At 31.5% G+C, this 18,668-nt stretch carries 15 protein-coding genes; 9 read left to right on the top strand and 6 right to left on the bottom strand.

What is annotated here, in order from left to right; translation table 11 throughout:
• Positions 1–94 precede the first annotated feature (94 nt).
• From A9G12_RS11010 to A9G12_RS10970, 9 genes are all read left to right on the top strand, one after another.
• On the top strand, positions 95–1,123 hold the full coding sequence (locus tag A9G12_RS11010) for a hypothetical protein (RefSeq protein WP_065565898.1): 1,029 nt from the start codon (positions 95–97) through the stop codon (positions 1,121–1,123).
• A gap of 13 nt (positions 1,124–1,136) precedes the next feature.
• Positions 1,137–3,101: a vWA domain-containing protein gene (locus A9G12_RS11005; protein WP_065565897.1), complete on the top strand. Its 1,965-nt coding sequence runs from the start codon at positions 1,137–1,139 to the stop codon at positions 3,099–3,101.
• A 5-nt stretch (positions 3,102–3,106) separates the two neighbouring features.
• Positions 3,107–3,835 carry an ABC transporter ATP-binding protein gene (locus A9G12_RS11000; RefSeq protein WP_065565896.1) on the top strand — a complete coding sequence of 243 codons (729 nt, stop codon included), beginning with the start codon at positions 3,107–3,109 and terminating at the stop codon, positions 3,833–3,835.
• On the top strand, positions 3,828–5,051 hold the full coding sequence (locus A9G12_RS10995; protein ID WP_065565895.1) for an ABC transporter permease: 1,224 nt from the start codon (positions 3,828–3,830) through the stop codon (positions 5,049–5,051). Before A9G12_RS11000 ends, A9G12_RS10995 begins: the two co-directional genes overlap by 8 nt.
• Complete coding sequence (locus A9G12_RS10990; RefSeq protein WP_218056640.1) at positions 5,008–6,621, top strand: SUMF1/EgtB/PvdO family nonheme iron enzyme; 1,614 nt, start codon at positions 5,008–5,010, stop codon at positions 6,619–6,621. The genes A9G12_RS10995 and A9G12_RS10990 overlap by 44 nt, the downstream gene beginning before the upstream one ends.
• Positions 6,621–7,310, top strand: a complete 690-nt coding sequence (locus A9G12_RS10985) for a hypothetical protein (RefSeq protein ID WP_065565894.1) — start codon at positions 6,621–6,623, stop codon at positions 7,308–7,310. The genes A9G12_RS10990 and A9G12_RS10985 overlap by 1 nt, the downstream gene beginning before the upstream one ends.
• 2 nt (positions 7,311–7,312) lie before the next feature.
• Complete coding sequence (locus A9G12_RS10980) at positions 7,313–7,795, top strand: hypothetical protein (protein WP_065565893.1); 483 nt, start codon at positions 7,313–7,315, stop codon at positions 7,793–7,795.
• Between the two features lie 67 nt (positions 7,796–7,862).
• Positions 7,863–9,383: a hypothetical protein gene (locus tag A9G12_RS10975; protein ID WP_065565892.1), complete on the top strand. Its 1,521-nt coding sequence runs from the start codon at positions 7,863–7,865 to the stop codon at positions 9,381–9,383.
• A 121-nt stretch (positions 9,384–9,504) separates the two neighbouring features.
• The gene (locus A9G12_RS10970) at positions 9,505–11,007 is read left to right on the top strand and encodes a hypothetical protein (RefSeq protein WP_176701764.1); all 1,503 of its coding nucleotides are present in this window, start codon (positions 9,505–9,507) and stop codon (positions 11,005–11,007) included.
• 265 nt (positions 11,008–11,272) lie between these two features.
• Here A9G12_RS10970 and A9G12_RS10965 read toward each other — a convergent pair whose 3' ends face one another.
• The 6 genes from A9G12_RS10965 to A9G12_RS10940 form a co-directional block, all read right to left on the bottom strand.
• Positions 11,273–11,797 carry a hypothetical protein gene (locus A9G12_RS10965; RefSeq protein WP_065565890.1) on the bottom strand — a complete coding sequence of 175 codons (525 nt, stop codon included), beginning with the start codon at positions 11,795–11,797 and terminating at the stop codon, positions 11,273–11,275.
• A gap of 2 nt (positions 11,798–11,799) precedes the next feature.
• The gene (locus tag A9G12_RS10960) at positions 11,800–13,122 is read right to left on the bottom strand and encodes an AAA family ATPase (RefSeq protein ID WP_065565889.1); all 1,323 of its coding nucleotides are present in this window, start codon (positions 13,120–13,122) and stop codon (positions 11,800–11,802) included.
• Between the two features lie 72 nt (positions 13,123–13,194).
• The gene (locus tag A9G12_RS10955) at positions 13,195–15,108 is read right to left on the bottom strand and encodes a TniQ family protein (protein ID WP_065565888.1); all 1,914 of its coding nucleotides are present in this window, start codon (positions 15,106–15,108) and stop codon (positions 13,195–13,197) included.
• Between the two features lie 6 nt (positions 15,109–15,114).
• The gene (locus A9G12_RS10950; RefSeq protein WP_065565887.1) at positions 15,115–16,056 is read right to left on the bottom strand and encodes a TniB family NTP-binding protein; all 942 of its coding nucleotides are present in this window, start codon (positions 16,054–16,056) and stop codon (positions 15,115–15,117) included.
• Entirely contained in the window at positions 16,040–17,959 is a 1,920-nt protein-coding gene (locus tag A9G12_RS10945; RefSeq protein WP_065565886.1) for a DDE-type integrase/transposase/recombinase, read from the bottom strand. The genes A9G12_RS10950 and A9G12_RS10945 overlap by 17 nt, the downstream gene beginning before the upstream one ends.
• On the bottom strand, positions 17,913–18,650 hold the full coding sequence (locus A9G12_RS10940) for a TnsA endonuclease N-terminal domain-containing protein (protein ID WP_065565885.1): 738 nt from the start codon (positions 18,648–18,650) through the stop codon (positions 17,913–17,915). The genes A9G12_RS10945 and A9G12_RS10940 overlap by 47 nt, the downstream gene beginning before the upstream one ends.
• Positions 18,651–18,668 lie beyond the last annotated feature (18 nt).

Genomic DNA, 18,668 nt, shown 5'->3' with positions numbered 1-18,668 from the left:
TAAAAATAAGATAGTGGGGCGGTGCCCTTATAGATAATTACCTTTCTTATAAATGTTAATGGAATGGTACTTAGGTATAAATATAGAGGATATCATGGCATTACGAATTGAATTAGATGGCTATAAACCAGGTATAGCTAAGTTTTTAGCTAAAAATTGGGATGGTAGTTCTGATATTGATATGCTTATTCAACGCAATCAAGATGGTTATTATTTATTAGGTCTAAAACAGTGGGGTCCTGAAAAAACTTGGCATCCGGTTACTAATTTAATGGTTGATAACCAGCAATTAAGCGGAGAAGTTAGTGAATGGTTAGTTGATTCGTTATTATCCCAAGATAATTCTGTCAGATTTTTTATCCAGGTACGGGATAACCAAAATAAAAACTATATTGATGGTGGTGTTGTCAATATTACTGAGTCAGTATTAGCGTCTTCTGCATTAGATAATTCTTCTTCATTGACTGATAATAACCAAGTTGAAATAGAATCAGAACCAGAACCAGAACCAGAACCAGAATTATCGGTTGAACAGACCATTGATACATTACAACAAGAATCTACTATTGAGCAGGAAGTTCTACCTGATCACACCCCCGATGAGCAATTGGCTGCAAAACCGATAATAACGCCACAGATTAATGAACCAATTAAATCTAAAAGTAAGTTAGGATTAATGGTTGCTATTGTGGTTATTTTATTACTGTTAGTGGGAATAGGCATTGCTACATGGTATTTTTTATTTTCTCGAAATCAACAAAAAGACACTCCTTCAGTACAAATTAATAGCCAATGTAGCTTAAATAATGCTACAGGAGATGATTTAAGTTTTATTCAACAATGTTTGCAAACAAAACCTGATGTTGATGCAATTATTCAGTTAATAAATGAAGCTAAAAAAACTGACAAATGTAATATCGCTCAGCGTTTATATGCCAATCAAGCACAGCAAAATGCAAAAATTGCTATGCTTTATGCCAAAGAGTATGACGACAAGTATTATCAAGGTAATAATTGTTTTAAAGCCGATAAGGAAACAGCTATTTATTGGTATGAAACTTCTTTAACCCATGATGCTAATAATACATTAGCTAAAGAGCGTTTATCTGAGTTACAAAAATAGTTAGGAATAGCATATGAAAAAATCAGTAATCTCAAATATATTTATCACAGTAAGTTTAATTTGCCTTCCTTGGATGAGTTTTGCAGCTGAGCCGCTTAAACAGGAAGGTAAAACAACACTATATCAGCGCATTCTTAGTACACCAACCTGTGAGTTAAAAAAAAATATTACTGATACAACCGGTACTTCTGTAGCAGCTTTTTCGCGTTTTTATGTTTATGAACGTAAAAATGATAATAATCAAGAATGGCTCAATGTTGGACCTGATTCTTATGGGAAAACCATTGGCTGGCTTAATAATGCGTGTGCTATTCCTTGGAATATGCAAATGACGTTGGTATTTACTAATCCTGTTGATCGTGATCCATTATTATTTTTTAAAGATAAAACTTCGTTAACTAATATTATTGATGCTAGCCAACCAGAATCTTTGTTAAAACCTATCCGTGATGCTTTAAAAGCGGATAAACCAACAGCAGAAGTCATTGCTCAAGAACCTAAAGAATATGTAGATTTCAAAAATAACTTTTATTTATTGCCTATTTTACAAGGTGAAGAGGTAATGAATGGGCAAGGATTTTATGAACGGGTTTTAGAGATTGCTTCTGTAAGTAAACAAGATGCATTAATTAAAAAAAATAGTAAATCTACCGATCCCCAAACAGCAGATAAAAATGCTAATCAAGTTGCACCATTTAAAGCTGCTATTGTGTTTGTGATTGATTCAACTATTTCTATGGATCCTTATATTTCCCGAACTAAAGAAGCGGTTGAACGTGTTTATCAACATATTGAAAAAGAGAAGTTACAAGAACAAGTAAAATTTGGTTTGATATCTTTCCGTTCAAGTCTAAAAGCATCGGATAAACTTGAATATGTTACTAAGGTGTTTGCCGATCCTAACCAAGTTAATACCAAAGAAGATTTTAAAAATTTAAGCGCCTCCCTAAAACAGGCCACTGTTTCAACAGCTTATTTTGCTGAAGATTCTTATGCTGGGATTTCGCAAGCATTAAATGATATTAATTGGAATAACTTTGGTGCACGTTACATGATTTTAATTACGGATGCGAGTGCAATTCCAGGGGATGATAAACTTTCTAGTACAGGAATGGATGCCGCACAACTTCGATTAGAAGCACAACATAAAGGTGTGGCAATTTATGCTTTACATTTAAAAACGCCAAGTGGCGAGAAAGATCATCAAGTTGCAGCGACACAGTATTCTGACTTAACTTATAATGATTTCATTCATAAGTCATTATATTATCCTGTTAATGCTGGTGATGTGAATGAGTTTGGTCAGAAAGTTGACTCGTTGGCAAAAGCATTATCTGAGCAAGTTAAACTTGCTTATAAAGGTGAAGCATCGGTTGGTAATGTACTTAATGCTAAAGACGATAATTCTGATATGTTAAAAGATGCTTTATTATTAAGTAAAGCAATGCAATTGGCTTACTTAGGTGATACTAAAGGAACGAAAGCACCAACAGTTTTTAAAGCGTGGATTGCAGATAAAGATTTCATTAAACCGACTATCCCAACCGCTGAACCTCGGGTATTATTAACTAAATCTCAACTAAGTGATTTGAGTGATGTGGTGAGTAAAATTGCTAATGCAGCTAATGATGGTTTGATTTCTGCCGATAATATGTTTTCACAACTTCGTTCCGTTGCGGCAGCTATGGGACAAGATCCAAGTAAATTGAAATCAGATTCGGTGACTAAAATTGCCGACTTAGGTTTGCTTGGTGAATATTTAGATAATATTCCATATAAAAGTGATGTAACCGGACTTGATCAAGATACATGGAAAAGCATGAGTGGTCTAGAACAAGAAAAATTTATCCGTAATTTAAATAGTAAAATTCGTTATTACCAAAAATGTAATGCGGATGTAGATCGTTGGATTTCGTTAGCTGAAGGCAGTGATCCACGTGAAAATGTTTATCCTATTCCTTTAGAAATGTTACCGTAAAACCAATGTTAACCATAAAGCAACTGGCAATTTCACGATCTACCGGCAAATCATTATTTAAGGTTTGCCTGCCGGAACTAATGGTTAAAGCAGGTCAAGTCGTGGTCATTAAAGGTGATAGTGGTAGTGGTAAAAGTACTCTTTTAGAAATGATTGGTATGATCCTCAAGCCTGATGCGGTAGATTGTTATAATCTCATAGTTGATGATCAAAATATAAATATTGCTTCACTCATTAATGACGATAACATTGATCTGCAAGCTAAAATTAGAGCTCATTATTGTGGATTTATGTTGCAAACTGGTGGTTTACTACCATTTCTGACCATACGCGATAATGTTTTATTGCCATTTAGATTGTTACAACAAAAGATTGATTATATCCGTTTTGACTATTTGGTTGAAAAATTAAGTATTTCTCATTTATTAAGTAAATATCCTAAGCAGTTATCAATTGGTGAAAGGCAACGAGCCTCTTTTATTCGTTCAATTATTCATAAACCAGCTTTACTACTGGCTGATGAACCTACTTCGGCTCTTGATCCATATAATGCCAATTTGCTTTTTGATTTAATCATACAACAAGCTCAGCAAGATAATATTGCCGCAATGATTGTTACTCATGATTGGCAACGTATTGCCAATAAAGGGCTATTCACCTTATCAGCTAATTTAGTTTCCCAGCAATCATCTGTATTTTTGCCACTACAAGCTAAGGTAGGTAAAGATGATTAATGTTATAGCTAAATGGCTACTTATTATCCGTTTATCTTTAGCCGATTTATGGTATGACAAGAAAGTTTCATTTTGTATTATAGCCTCAGTTATATCTGTAATTACACCGTTATTACTGTTATTTAGTTTAAAATATGGCGTAGTTTCACAACTGCGTCAGCAACTGCTTAGTGATCCACAAAATTTAGAAATTAAAATAGTTGGTAATTTACAACTTAATAATACTAAGTTAGATTGGATAAAAAAACAGCCTGAAACAGCTTTTGTTATTCCTCTTACTCGTTCGCTAAATACTCAAGCAGATCTAATTAGTGACTCTAGTCATTTTGTTAATAATGCAGAGATTATCCCAACTGATTCTCATGATCCTATCACTCTAACTTTCCCTTCTCTTGATAGTAACAATCAAATTTTATTGAGTGCCCTTGCCGCTGAAAAAATGCAAGCAACTATAGGTAGTTGGGTAAAAATGATTATTACACGGCAACTTGATGGTAAAATTGAGAAGGGAATTACTCAATTAGAAGTAAAAGGTATTATACCAGAGAGTCGTTATAATCGTGCCGCCGCCTTTGTTACATTAGATTTGCTTATTGAAATGGAAAATTTTTATGATGGTTATCAAAGTACAATTTTTCAAACTGCTACCGGCCTACAAAATCCATCCAAGCATACCTTATTTGCAAGAGCGAGAATTTATGCTAATTCATTAGATGATGTTGCCCCATTATCTTTTAAATTACGTGAACAACATATTGAAACGCGTACTCAGGCAAATGCAATTGAAAATATGCAAGCTATTGATAGAGTCCTTACTTTTATTTTTAGTGTCATTGCTATTACAGCTATTTTTGGATGTATTTTGTCATTTACAGGATCTTTTTTATCTAATATTGATCGTAAGCGTAAAGATATTGCTTTTATGCGATTGATTGGTTTTCAGTCACAAGAAATTATGCTGTATTTAATTATCCAAACTATCATTTTGAGTTGTTTAGCGTTTTTTATATCTTGTATATTCTTTTTATTTGGGAATTATGCATTTAATATGGTTTTAGGTAAAAATTTAGTTTCACAACCTATCGTAAGTCAATTACAATTTTATCATCTTACTATTGCATTTTTACTAACTTTATGCGTCTCAAGTATAGTAGTTATTATAGGAGGCCGGCGTGCCGTTAGGATTCAACCAGCAGAAAGTTTACGGGAAGTTTAATCAGATAAAATATATTTTTTGCGGTTTGGTAATAAGTCTATTCCCATTATTAAGCTATGCTGAACCATGGGATAGTAAATTTTATAACCCAAAACCAGCTAAAGATGATGTTATTTTACCTATGCCTTGTGATGGTAGTCTGGTAATGAAAAAGGTTTTTACACCAACTAGTAAACCTTTAGATGATGTTAAAGTTGTGTTAGGTAGTAACCAAAAAGAATTAGGTTTTGCTGAGTATGCAACCCCTAACTATATTTCTGGTAGTTTTTCTGATACCGGTAATGAACGGTATTTTCTAATTGGTAAATATGAACTGACCATACTACAGTATCAAGCGGTAATGAATGATACTTGCCCAACAGCAAAAATTACACTTTCTTTCCCTATGACAGAGGTAAGTTGGTTTGATGCTGTTGCATTTACTGATAAATATAATCGTTGGTTAATTGCAAATCAGTCAAAAATTAAAGCCAATAGTGTACCTAAAGGTTATCTGCGTTTACCTAATAATACAGAATGGGAGTATGCCGCTCGAGGGGGCTCTAAAGTGACCGAATCAGAATTTCGTGAGGCACGTTTCCCAATGGTTAATACTTTAGAAAATTATGCATGGTTCTCGGGCGCAAAATCGGCGAATGGGAAATTACAACTTATTGGTAAACTTGAACCTAACCCTCTTGATCTCTATGATATTTTGGGAAATGCCAGTGAAATGATGTTTGACTCTTTTAGAATGAATAAGCTAGATCGTTATCATGGTCAACTCGGTGGAATAACTGTTCGTGGAGCTAGTTATTTGACCTCTGAATCAGCAACTAACTCGTCTTTTCGTACTGAAAAACCTTTTTACAATGATAAAGGCGCATACAAAAGTAAGGACGTTGGATTCCGCGTGCTTTACACCACAGAAATAATGAATTCTAATGATCTAATTAAAGAGTTAGATAAGGAATGGAATGCACTAGGTGATGACGCTGAATCTTCAAAGAATGGCAGTGTTGTTAATGAACTAGAAAAAATAACTAAACAAGTAGAAGATGAAAAAACTAAAAAAGAATTAAATCAATTAAATACTTTGTTGCGTAGTGCTAATCAGGCTCGTGATGAACAGCGTGATCGCTCTATTCAATCTGCTTTGCAATTAGGTGCTTTTTTATGTGCCAATGTTTCAGATCTTAATAGTAAGTATGAATACAATAATAATTTATACAATACGATGACTAATGAAATTTGTGATGTTAAAGAATCTGAAAATGTGGATAATGATAATATGTGTTCGCAAGCGAAATTAAATAACTTAAAACAAGTGCTAGATGATTCGAAAAATGCGCGAGATTTTATTTTAAAATATTATTCGGATACTATTGTTAACACTGTATCAAACTATGAAAAAAGTACCATTAATGGTCAAGCGAAAGCAACACAATTTATTCTCGAAAACAGTGGTAAAGCAAATATGAGTGACTATTTAAAACTCTATTTCAAACATATTAATCAATATATTGAATCAGGGAATATTGAACGTACAATTTGGCTGAAAACTTGTAATGAAGTAAAAGGAAATAAATAATGAATAAAATTATGCTAATAATAACACTATGTGTGTCACTGATATTAACTGGTTGCCAATCTTCATCTGGTGTTAATACTAAAGATGTTGATCCAGCATTAACTAAAAGTAATTCTGCTCAATTCTTTAGTAAATCAGCATGGCAATCTTGTGCTATTGGTGCCGGCGTAGGTGGTGTTGGGTGTCTATTGCTTGGTGGTAAACCTGGGGCATGTGTTGCTTCGGCGGCGGTAGGTTGTGGTGTAATGATGGGAGCAAACTACTATCTTGATTCAAAACGTGCTGAATATGCAAATGAAGAGATGCGCGTTGATGCTTATATACAAGATGTTCAAAAAAATACATTAGAAGTTCAAGCTGTGACACAATCAGCCAAAAGTGTATTAGATAAAAATTTAGCTACACTAAAAGTTTTAAACCAACAAATCAAAAATTCTTCGGTAAATACTAAACAAGCTCAAAATGATCTGACTCAAATTGATGCTAATATCGCTTATTTAACTGATAAATTATCCCGCATGAAAGAAGTCGAAAAAGATTGGGTTTCACTTTCAGCTAAAGAGAAGCAATCAGGGGTTAATGTGTCGAAATTAGATAAAGAAATTAATCAATTAAATAAACAAATAGCAGGTCTAGAAAAACAAATTAACCTTGTAACTCAACAACGTTCAGCAGTAAGGGTGGGCTAATTATGAAAAAAAAATATCTTACTTTACTTTGTCCGCTAGTTCTATTAGCGGGTTGTTCAACAACTCCTGAGCAATGTGATCCAACCAATACTAATATAGGTATTATGGATAAGATTAGTTGTAATTATTCAGGAAATTACCAAGCTAGAATTGACCAGAAACAACAGATTTTAGACAATGAAATAAGAGCTAATCAACAGTTTAAAGAGATTTATGCAACTATAGAAAAGCAAAAAAATGATACGTCATTAAGTATCAAACAAAAACAGGCTCAGATGCAAAAGTTGAAAACTGATTTGACTAAGTTAACTAATGAAGTAAAACAAAAAGCTAAAGGTCGCGATGATTTACAAGCTCAAGTTAATGATATTGAACAGCAACTGAAGAAAGTCAATACATCGAATGGTTCTGAGATTGAAAAGCAAGTTGAGTTAGATAAATTAAATAAAAAACTCCAACAATTACAGAAAGCATTAAATATATAGAACTGTTGCAGTTGGAAAATATGTTTTAGTGAAAACATAGAGTTTGATATTAAGGGAACCGCTAACTATGCAACGAATAACAAGAATTTTGATTGATCCTAATAGTTCAGACAAGATGTCTTTGTTGGAACAATATAATTTCTTGTTATCTTTTTTAAAGCCTCATTTAACAGAACGCACTTTTTCGATTTTGCCAACCCCAAAACTGATTGATAATAATCAATATGTTGGTTGGTATACCCACCTTGAAGGTCAACCCATTTTACTAAGTAGTATAAAGGGTGATGCTCGTAAAAATCAGATTGAAAACACGCTTAAAACACTTATTAATGACTTTGAGTTGGCTATTAATTCAATGTCATTAACTGATGAACAGCAAACATTGGTTTCGTTTTGGTTACCTAGAATTAAAAGTTTAGGTAACCAAATTTACGTTATCAATGATGATCCCGTCATTGTTAATTCTTTCAAAGAACCGGTGTTACCTAAACCGGCTATAGTGCCACCCGTCACTACTCAAAAAACATTTTGGCGCTGGTGGTATTTTCTATTGTTAGCTTTTTTATTAATTGGATTTTTGGGTTTGCTTTGGTATTTTTTGTGTCCATATGGTAAAGAAAAAGTACCTAATTCCTTATCTATAGTAAAACAACCTGTAGTAGAAATAAAACCTGACCCTGAACCAGCTATTGATCGGCAGGAAGAACCTAAAGCAGTTGTTACATCAGACTCTGCGCCTATTGTAACAGCAGATCCGAATTTACAATCGCAACAATCCCCAGATCCTAAACCAAAAGTTATTAATCCACCTAATTGTATTAGTAAGGAAGAGATTAGTAAAAATCCAAATCCCTCAAAAATGGTACTTGTATTCGATAATTCATTGTCAATGATTGCTACCATAGCTGAATCACCATCTAAAGTTCGACAATATTTTGAATATTTGGGTTATGGTTATCCATCTTATATGTCAAAACAAGAAATAGTAGCATATGAAAAAAAGATGACTCGTTTACCAAGTCGTTTATCAGCGAGTAAGAAGGTTGCATTATCCAGTATCGATAAAATACAACAGGATATAGATATTTCACTAGTTACACTATCTAGTTGTCCGCGAGCTAATGCAACTTCATTTTTTAGTTATCAAAATAGAGGTACGCTAAAAAATAGAATTAATAACCTCCAACCTATTAATGCCGAATATTTTAGTTATGCCAACCGTAATGTTTTAAAAAGTAAAGTTAATATACCTAATAATTCAGCACAATCTGGGACACCACTTTATAGTGGTTTAGAAAAAGCGAGTAAAATGCTTGATGGTGTTACCCATGATGATTATATTCTCATTATTAGTGATGGCGAAGATACTTGCGTAAAGAAAAATATTTGTACTTTAGCTAAATCTATAGCAGCACAAAAACCAAGATTAAAAATTAACATTATAGATATAGCTGGTGAACATAAAATTGATTGTGTAGCTAAAATGACCAAAGGAAAGGTTTATATAGCGCAAAATCCAAAAGATATGATTAAACAGATGAATAATGCAGTTTCAGATCTAAAGATTAGTCGTCCTTTGTGTCAATGAGTAAGTATAATAACAGGCTATTTAACAGAATAATTTTACAGCTAAACTAATGTTATAATTTAGCTATTAAGTTATGTTGTTTTAAACAAAAATAAATGTCAGATATTTAGAAAGGAAGTTAATGATGCAACGGATAACGCGGATTGTATTAGATAATAATGATTTAAATAAAATGTCTTTATTGGATCAATATAATTTCTTGTTATCTTTTTTAAAGCCACATTTAACTGAACGAACTTTTTCGATTTTGCCAATCCCCAAATTGATCGATAACGATCGATATGTTGGTTGGTATACTCACCTTGAAGGCCAACCTATTTTATTAAGCAGTTTAACTGATGAAGTGCGTAAAAAGCAGATAGAAGAAACACTTAAAACACGTATTAATGATATTGAAACGACTATTAAGTCAATAGCATTAACTAGTGAACAACAAAAATTGATCGCGTCTTGGTTACCTAGAATTAAAAGTTTAGGTAACCAAATTTATGTTATCAATGATGATCCCGTCATTGTTAATTCTTTTGAAGAACCAGTGTTACCTAAACCAGCTATAGTACCGGCAGTTATTCCTCCAAAAGCATTGTGGCGCTGGTGGCATTTTTTGTTGTTAGCTTTATTATTAATTGGATTATTGAGTTTACTAGGTTTACTTTGGTATTTCTTTGGTCCATATGGAAAAGAAAAAGTACCTGATCCATCACAAGTTGTAGTACAACCAATAGAAGAAAAGAAACCTGAACTTGTTCAAGCTATTGATCCACCACAAGAACAAAAGGTTGAACCTGTTGTTACTTCAGAACCAAAGGTTGAGTCAGATGTTGTTACTGTAACTGAACCAAAAATAGAACCAAAACCAGTTCCTGTAGCCAAAGAAGATCCAAAACCTAAAGTTAAGAATCCACCTAATTGTATATCAAAACAAGAAATGATAAATAATCCGAATCCATCTAAAATGGTGTTGGTATTTGATAATTCGTTATCTATGAATATAACTTTGGCAGAACCACCATCAGAGATTGAAAAATATCTTCGTTATCATTTTGAAATAGGTTATCCGAATTATATGACTAGTCAGGATATAACTGCATTTGAAAATAGAATGACCCGTTTACCAACTCGTTTAACAACAAGTAAAAAAGTTGCACTATCAAGTATTGATAAAATACAGCAAAATATTGATATTTCACTTGTTACCTTATCAACTTGTCCTACAGCAGATACTACACCGTTTTATAGCTATGCAAATCGAGGTACTTTGAAGAGTAAAATTAATGGTTTAATTCCAATTAATTCTGTCAAATCTGGAACAGCACTTTATAGTGGTATTGAAAAAGCTAGTGCAATGCTTGATGGAGTAAAACGTGATGATTACATTCTGGTTATTAGTGACGGTGAGGATACTTGCGCAAAGAAAAATATCTGTACGTTAGTTAATTATATTGCAACACAAAAACCGAAGTTGAAAATTAATATAGTTGATATAGCTGGTGAACACAAAATTGATTGTGTGGCTAATATGACTGGAGGCAAAGTTTATATTGCTCAAAATCCCAATGATATGATTAAACAGATGAATAAGGCCGTTTCTGATCTGAAATTAAATAGGCCAGTTTGTAAATAAAATTTACTTATCTAAAATCGTTTATTTAGTTTAATAAGTGTTAGATTCATTAATAACAACCAGAAATAAATCTGGTTGTTTTATTTTAATTAGTTTAAATTTCTTAACTGTCGGATCCGGGAATTAATGAAATGAACGATTCAACTATATCAAGGCCTTTCAATTATTATCGGATTTTTATATGTGCTAAAAATCCGATAATTTGTGATATGAATCGCTATAAATTGGATAATTGATGAATAAATCACTCTAATATAAATAGAGCTTAGTTTTCTACGGTCACGGTATTTGGATCTATATAAAATAAATGATACTTCTGGGGTATTCTCTTACCTTTTAATGGATACAGAACAATATCATTAATATGATCTTTTGCTGACATCCAATAAATATTAAATTCATCCCTCTTACATAGTAATTGAGAAAAAGCTTCTCTCGCCTTACCATCGTTAGAAAATACAATCTTTTGTGATAAAAAAGCCAAATCTATCAGATGCGCATCTTTTATAGCTGCTTTTTGCTCAATTGATTCATTCAATTTTTCTAAATGAGATTTTGTATATCCAGAGATTTTTTTAATTTGTACTTTTTTCTTAGAATACATGCTAACAAGCCATGTTTTTGCATAACGTGATTTATGAACATTCCATTCTTTTTGTAACTCATCACAAAAACAGATCATAGCTCCATTTTTTTTTATTGCATCTAATAAAAGTCGTGAAGAACTTGAAACTGGGTGTTCTGATGTTCCTGAAGCTCTAGCTATATCAGCATCAATAACAAATCCCATTTTTATCCCCTGGCCATTTTTTTTTCAACAGCATCCAAATATTGCCCCTCTACATCCAGATAGATATCATCAAAATCTGAAGGCCAATCATCAAATGCCCCCATTTCATCCAAACTAGCTTCAGTAATTATAGAATTTCCTTCTTCATTTTGATGAAACCAATTTAATGAAAATAAATCGCCTCTTAACTCGTTATTAGCAACTGCTATTTGTAATCCTCGAATAAAAATCGAACTATGAGTCTCAACAATTATTTTTTTTCCGTTTTTAACAAAATTACAAAATATCTTAGCTAATTTAAATTGTGCTTTGGGGTGTAAGTGTATTTCTGGCTGTTCTATATAAATTATATTATTTTCTTTAGCTTCAATTAATGCAACTAGAATAGGAAGTACTTGTGATAATCCAAGCCCAACATCAGATATGTTAACTGTATCAGTTTTTGGTGATTGCATAAATCGTGAAATTTCTATAGCAATATAAGCTTCGTCTATTTTTCGTGTAGTTATATTTGTTGCTAACTCCAAATCTTCGATTAAGGTTTGTAATTTATTAAGCTTTTTTTCATCTTCTGTCGACCAATTGTATATTATAGTGGCTGTATATTTATCAAACAGACCTTGGTAGTTCTTATTATATTTTGTAAGCTTATATTCTCTTACAGGTGATTGTCTTATACCCGATATATGAATAATATTTTCTGCAAACCTCTTTAGAAATCCACTTGGATTAAATTCAAATACGACTCCTAAATTAAATTGATTTTCTTTTTTATTTTGTTGTTTTTTAGGCTCAATTCTTAAAGTTAAGAATAATTCATTATTATCTATTCTATTAATTAACTTAAGTTTATCTTTAGCAAAATTACGATATATACGTGAAAATGTAGAGTCATTTTTTTCCAACTCTGATACCAAATTATCAATTTCAAATTGCGACATATCTAAAGACAAAGTTATATCTTGCTTTTTACTAGTGAAGCGTGAGCTGGTTGAAATAAAACCTTTTTTTTCATCATATTCGAATACAACTTGTGATGTTTTTTTAGTTTTATTTCCATCATCATATTCTATATAAATAGAAAATTTATTTGATTTTGTTTGTTTACATAATAATTGATCTTTTTTAGTTAGATCTGTATTTTCACCATTAATTATAAGAGCATTACTGTCAGTATTACTTTCAAACGTTTGTTTCAGAATTAGAAATGGTTGCATAAAACTAGATTTACCTGAACTATTTTTACCAGCAATAACTGACAATCCAGATATATTTATTCCTTGTTTAGTATTTATTGATTTATATCCTTCAATAGATAGTCGCATATAACTAATACTCCTTTTTATTTGAGAAAATACTATATAATATTCCGATATTTTTGATGAATTTAATCAATATTAAATTTGATTATATACCATCTGTTTTAATTTATATGATAATTTTTTATAATTTTTATTATTATTTAATTGTTCTATTATTTTTTTTGATGAAATTCCTTTTTCTTTAGCAAGTTTAGATACAATAATATAATTTTTATTGAATTCGTTGATATTTTCTTTAGTTATCCAACGAGTATTATTTTCTTCAATTATGGTATATGGCATAAGTTCATAATTAACCAGATCATAAGCAAACTGTTGACTAATTCTTAGATGCTTGGCCATTTGTGGAATTGTCATATAAGTATGTTGTCTAGTTTTTTGATTGATCCAGCTAATAAGCGCTTTTGTTGGAATATGAATATTTCTTAGTGTCGGCTTATCGATTTCTGGTATAAATAAATGTAATTCTTGATTTATCATTGCAGTAATAATTTCTTTATATGCTTCTTTTATTTTATTACCAATAACTCTCATTGCATCAGGTAAAGCTAACGAATCTTTTAAATCACCAGAATGTAATGCTTGTTTTAATATATGTTGCAAATAACCCTCAATTTCTGATTTTAAAAATAACCATGAATTTCCTTTTGAAGCACATTCATTAATGAGATATCCATATTTTTCTATTATATGAATTAGGCTGTTGTATTTATCTTCTAAGTATATATAAGCCTCTTCAGGTGCAATAATGAAGTTGAAATGATTATTTTTTATTAAACTATTAAGTTGTTTTTTAGTTGTTCCTAATAAAAGGCAAACTTTTTTGAATGAAATTGTGCCTTGTAACATAGGTAACTGTTTGATGATGTCTGGCTTGTAATACAAACGATAATATCTAGGTTTATGATGCACCATAAAATTTTGTTCATTATAGATAGTTTCTGAACGAATAAGCCCTTTTACTGTAGCTTTGATAATTAACGATTCGGTAAGATTAAATTGAGCTTTAACTTTTGAAATGGAGATCCATGCATGGTTAGCCAATATTGATTTTGAAAATAATGTGTTTTTATCCGTAATATGATTTCTCCAATATAAATTAATGAACTCATCAAGGTAACGCTTATATTCAGAAAATAAATTAGACTTAAATTGTCTATTAAATTGGCGGTAAAAAGGCATTAACTTTTTAGAGTAACTATTAATCGAGTGGATAAAATGATTTAAAAAATACCAAAAACCTTCTTTACCACTAAATAATATATAAGCTAATCGTTCAACGATAATAATATTATCCCGCATAGTAATGCTCGATTTTTCTTTAAATTGAATATTTTTAGGAGAAATAATAAAAAAAATAAAATATACAATATTTAACTTATTAATATGATTAAGTTTATCTATTGTTTGATGATTTATTGTTTTATTTTCAATCACTCTTTGAATTAGGTCGAATTTCTCACACACGGGTTGTACTGGAAACTCTGTTATCTTTTTACCACACTCACATTTATTATGATAAACACTTACGTAATCAATTTGTTTGCTGCAATCAGGACAAACATCTTGTAATAAAATATTATGAATTAAGCACATACTAGAGAATAAAAATACCCATTCATATCGAATATACAAGGCAAGTTTTAAGCATAGTGGACAAATTCGTAATGTTTGTGTATTAATATATTTTAAATTAGCCGAAAGAGTACGAATTCCTTTTAACGATATATTTGGAATAGACCAATCATTTTTATATGCTAATTTATATGCTAATAAATTGCTGATTTTATTTTTGAGTGGAGCGCCTAATTTATTTTGTACTAACCAATTTGTTTTACTATATCCATTCATGATCGATAATCGATTAATATAAGAAAAAGGCCACTCATTATAATAACATCGATTATAGATGAGCGGTTTAATTAGTCCATATTGCTGACTCAAAAAATTAGCGTGTTTATAATACGGGGTTTCATTTATTCTTTGCATTACTCGTTACCTCGTTTTATAAAAAGGCATATTAGGTTTATCTAAAAGTTGACGATTAAATTTAGGATGAAATGGATTTAATTCGTTAACACCAAGATTCCAAATTTTATAAGTAAATGCGTATTCAAAGCATAATCGATCAATTGTTACTGTACCATTTTTAAATGCATATTCGATAGCACCTTCATACAATTTAATGATATAACTGATGATGCCATTAGTCGCATAATAGAAAGCCTCAATATTTGAGGTATCTTTTACTGAAAAACTGCAAGGGAAATCGATACTTTTTTCAATCATTGAAAGTACCGTAACAAATATCTTTATATTTTTCTGACTATTTAGTGAAAATGGAGGAAGTTCTACCCTTGAACTAAATCTCCTGCGCAACTGTTCATTGATTGTGAGTAAATATTCACTGCGAGTGAGTCCCATTAGAACAATTGAAGAGTTAGAATGGTCAATAATCATCTTTAACCAATCGGATGCTTTAGATAACCCCTTTTCTTTACCTTGATCAATAAAATGTTGCAATTCATCAAAAATAATAAGATTTACGTTAAATTGTTTGAGATAAAGTAAAATTCTTTGTGTTTTTTCCATGGCTGAACCATTTTTAAATAGAGGGTCATTTAGTTCGATTAAAACGGCTTCAGATAAGCTCTTTATTGTCGGAATAGCTGGGGTATCAACAACTAGGATTGGAATAATTTTTCTATCTTGAATTAAATATGGAGGAAACTCTTTTGTTAACTGTTTTTTTAATGTTGACTTTCCTGTCCCTGATTCTCCAGTACAAATAATATGAGTAGGAATTCCTATTTCCTGTTTCATATTGTAGGCTTCTTTAATTTGTTCATAAGCCAACCGGAATTCATGGTGGTAAATAACTCCTGAGCTTAGTTTTTTAATGCTTGAATAGTAGTTTTTTTTATTCATCTTTATCATTGTAAACGACCTCAAACTCATCATCCTCGTCAAAGAAAAAATCAGTTAAATTAATATTATGTTCAATTGTTGACTCTTTTTTTGTGTCGCTTAAAAATGAAATATTTTGTTCATTAAATAATCTGGCTGAAGTTCGCTTCTTAATGGGTTGTTTTTTATTAATGCTCTGTATCTTTGCATAAAGAGCGCTTCGAGATGTCAGTAACTCTGATTCATTATGACTACTTTTTCGTATTTGATTTTTCTCTTGTAAGACCTGTTTATGCTGAAAAAGACTTGTATTTTTAGCATATTCAAATTGGACACAAGGTATTTTGATATAGTATTTTTTTTGAGGTTCTTGAGCCCAAATATAACCTAAGTTTTCAGGGTCATATCGGCACTTAATTTTCCGCTTATCTCCATATAATATTCGTAATGCTTTAATTTCATGAGAATTATAAAATAAGTGTTCAAATTGTATCCCTTCATGAGATAGTAGTCGTTCAAATTCAATGGTTAATATAAAATTTAGATATTCTGCACTTTCAGGTAGTCTCGGTGGCAATATTGATAATCCTTCTTGCCATTTTTTTATCGGTATAGTGCCAATACCTTTATGAGGGGATTGGATATAATCAGTAATGAGCCACTGATAAATGAGCTGTTTTAACTCTGATAATGTGATCGTTGCTGAATCTATGGAATTATAATCCCCACGCATTGTAATGTTAGAAAACGTTGTTCCTTGAATTAAATGACATACCTGGCGATTTAATGTTCCCATAAACCGCTCAATATGACCTTTATAGTGTGGTTGTTGTTTAGGACAGAAGATTAGTTCAATATTGAGCTCCGCGCACATCCTACGCAAATCTTTCGCATGAAACTCCATACCATTGTCACATACTAAAGTAATGGGAATACCATAAGCAGGCCAATCATGTTTATTTAATTTTTCTTCTGGTTTAATATTTTTTGGTAATATGGAATTTTTGAGAGCTCGCATAACAGATAGTTGAGAAGGTGGTTCAAAGCCAATTTCTATCCCTAGAATCATTCGAGAATAAACATCAATCAAGGCTGTTAGTGTTGGTCTGCCATCAACTTGTTTGGTGTTTTCATTAAAAACCATAATATCTAATGTAGTATGATCAACCTCAACTCGCTCTAGAATGTGAGCCACTGCCACTCCTAGCCCTGTTTGACGAAAGTATTGCTGAGCGATCCTTTTCCCTTTTCGAGAAGAAATGACAAGTTCTTTATCTAATCGATTAATCTTTTCATAAAATTGAGAACGAGAAGGACATTTAATGGCCTTAATACTTTTTTTATTATTTTCTAGAATAAGGAACCGAAATGTATCATAGGTTTTTTTAATGGAATTATTTTGTCTTGTTAGATAGACTGTATCGACTACTTCATCAAATATACGCTTAACAACAGGATTATTAAATGAAGTAGAAAATATCGGGCCTCTTTTTTTATTTTGAAAAGCATTGCTATCATATCCGCTATTAACCCATTTAGACCACCATCGATAAAGAGTTATGGCTGAAGGTTTCTTATGATTAGCTGTTTTTCCACTTGATTCTAAATCAATAATTTCTTGTAGCCCGACTGTTGTAGGTTTGTTACCAAGTTTTCTTTGAGCTGCTTGAATATAACAATAATATTCATGAAAAATTCGGTTATTATCGGGATGAACCATATTTTGATTTGTTTGGTTATGAGTAATAACACTACGAAAAGCTAAATTTCCCGCTTGATATAATCGCAATAGCTCATCTTTACTTTTTTGTACTAACGATAAGTTATCTAGCTTTTCTAGTATACATTGATTATTTTCCGTAATTCTTGAAATACGGTAAGTCACATTATCTAAAATCATCATAGTATCGGTATGAAAATAGTCGATTTTCATTATTTGCCTCCATAAGGACTGAATTTGATGAAATAGGTTTAAAAAAATTAATTGAAATAACGGCTTGAGCAATAAGGCCTAGTAATATTGTTATATCGAATACTTGTTGTAGCTGACCAAGCGTTAGATTTGGCTCTATCTGTAATCTTTTTTTAACGTCTAGTATCGTTTTTGATGGGATCTCTTCGTTTAAATAACTCCTTAAAATCAGAAGATTATGTTCTAAAATGGGATTAATCAGTTCTTTCTCAGTGAGAACAATAAATTTATAATTCTCTTTTCTCAGTTGAGACGAGACAGCTTGATAATGTAGCTGATTTTCTAGACTAGATAATTTTGAAAATGGTTTAACTTCAACGTACCAAATCTGATGGTTAGTCCACACTAGTTCAAAATCAGGTGTATATTTTTTAATTTTATCGCCAATTTTAACTGTAAAAGTTATCGGCTGTTCTCTAAATGATTTAATTACTGATGAAAACTCAAATAGGTAACACGCTCTTCGTTCTAATTGAGATTCCCAAACAATCATTCTAGACATCTTTTTAGAGGGAAACTGTCCTCGAACCAGTCCTCTAGAGCGAGTAATCGGCTCTCTTACTCGATTATGTTGCTCGTTGTAATTAAATTGAGATGATAAGTATTCTATCTGCCAGATATCAGACGATATTGCAGTTCTTTTTAAAGACACAGTAACTCCTTACCTATT

Source organism: Gilliamella sp. wkB112 (assembly GCF_001690685.1).
In the GTDB taxonomy this organism is placed as follows: domain Bacteria; phylum Pseudomonadota; class Gammaproteobacteria; order Enterobacterales; family Orbaceae; genus Gilliamella; species Gilliamella apicola_J.
Note: the sequence above shows the minus strand (reverse complement) of the source record. Positions and strands in the feature narration are given on the sequence as shown.

Coding starts and splice junctions, on each gene's coding strand:
- A9G12_RS11010 (WP_065565898.1), top strand. CDS start 95: ATGGCATTACGAATTGAATTAGATGGCTATAAACCAGGTATAGCTAAG.
- A9G12_RS11005 (WP_065565897.1), top strand. CDS start 1,137: ATGAAAAAATCAGTAATCTCAAATATATTTATCACAGTAAGTTTAATT.
- A9G12_RS11000 (WP_065565896.1), top strand. CDS start 3,107: ATGTTAACCATAAAGCAACTGGCAATTTCACGATCTACCGGCAAATCA.
- A9G12_RS10995 (WP_065565895.1), top strand. CDS start 3,828: ATGATTAATGTTATAGCTAAATGGCTACTTATTATCCGTTTATCTTTA.
- A9G12_RS10985 (WP_065565894.1), top strand. CDS start 6,621: ATGAATAAAATTATGCTAATAATAACACTATGTGTGTCACTGATATTA.
- A9G12_RS10980 (WP_065565893.1), top strand. CDS start 7,313: ATGAAAAAAAAATATCTTACTTTACTTTGTCCGCTAGTTCTATTAGCG.
- A9G12_RS10975 (WP_065565892.1), top strand. CDS start 7,863: ATGCAACGAATAACAAGAATTTTGATTGATCCTAATAGTTCAGACAAG.
- A9G12_RS10970 (WP_176701764.1), top strand. CDS start 9,505: ATGATGCAACGGATAACGCGGATTGTATTAGATAATAATGATTTAAAT.
- A9G12_RS10965 (WP_065565890.1), bottom strand. CDS start 11,797: ATGGGATTTGTTATTGATGCTGATATAGCTAGAGCTTCAGGAACATCA.
- A9G12_RS10960 (WP_065565889.1), bottom strand. CDS start 13,122: ATGCGACTATCTATTGAAGGATATAAATCAATAAATACTAAACAAGGA.
- A9G12_RS10955 (WP_065565888.1), bottom strand. CDS start 15,108: ATGCAAAGAATAAATGAAACCCCGTATTATAAACACGCTAATTTTTTG.
- A9G12_RS10950 (WP_065565887.1), bottom strand. CDS start 16,056: ATGATAAAGATGAATAAAAAAAACTACTATTCAAGCATTAAAAAACTA.
- A9G12_RS10945 (WP_065565886.1), bottom strand. CDS start 17,959: ATGAAAATCGACTATTTTCATACCGATACTATGATGATTTTAGATAAT.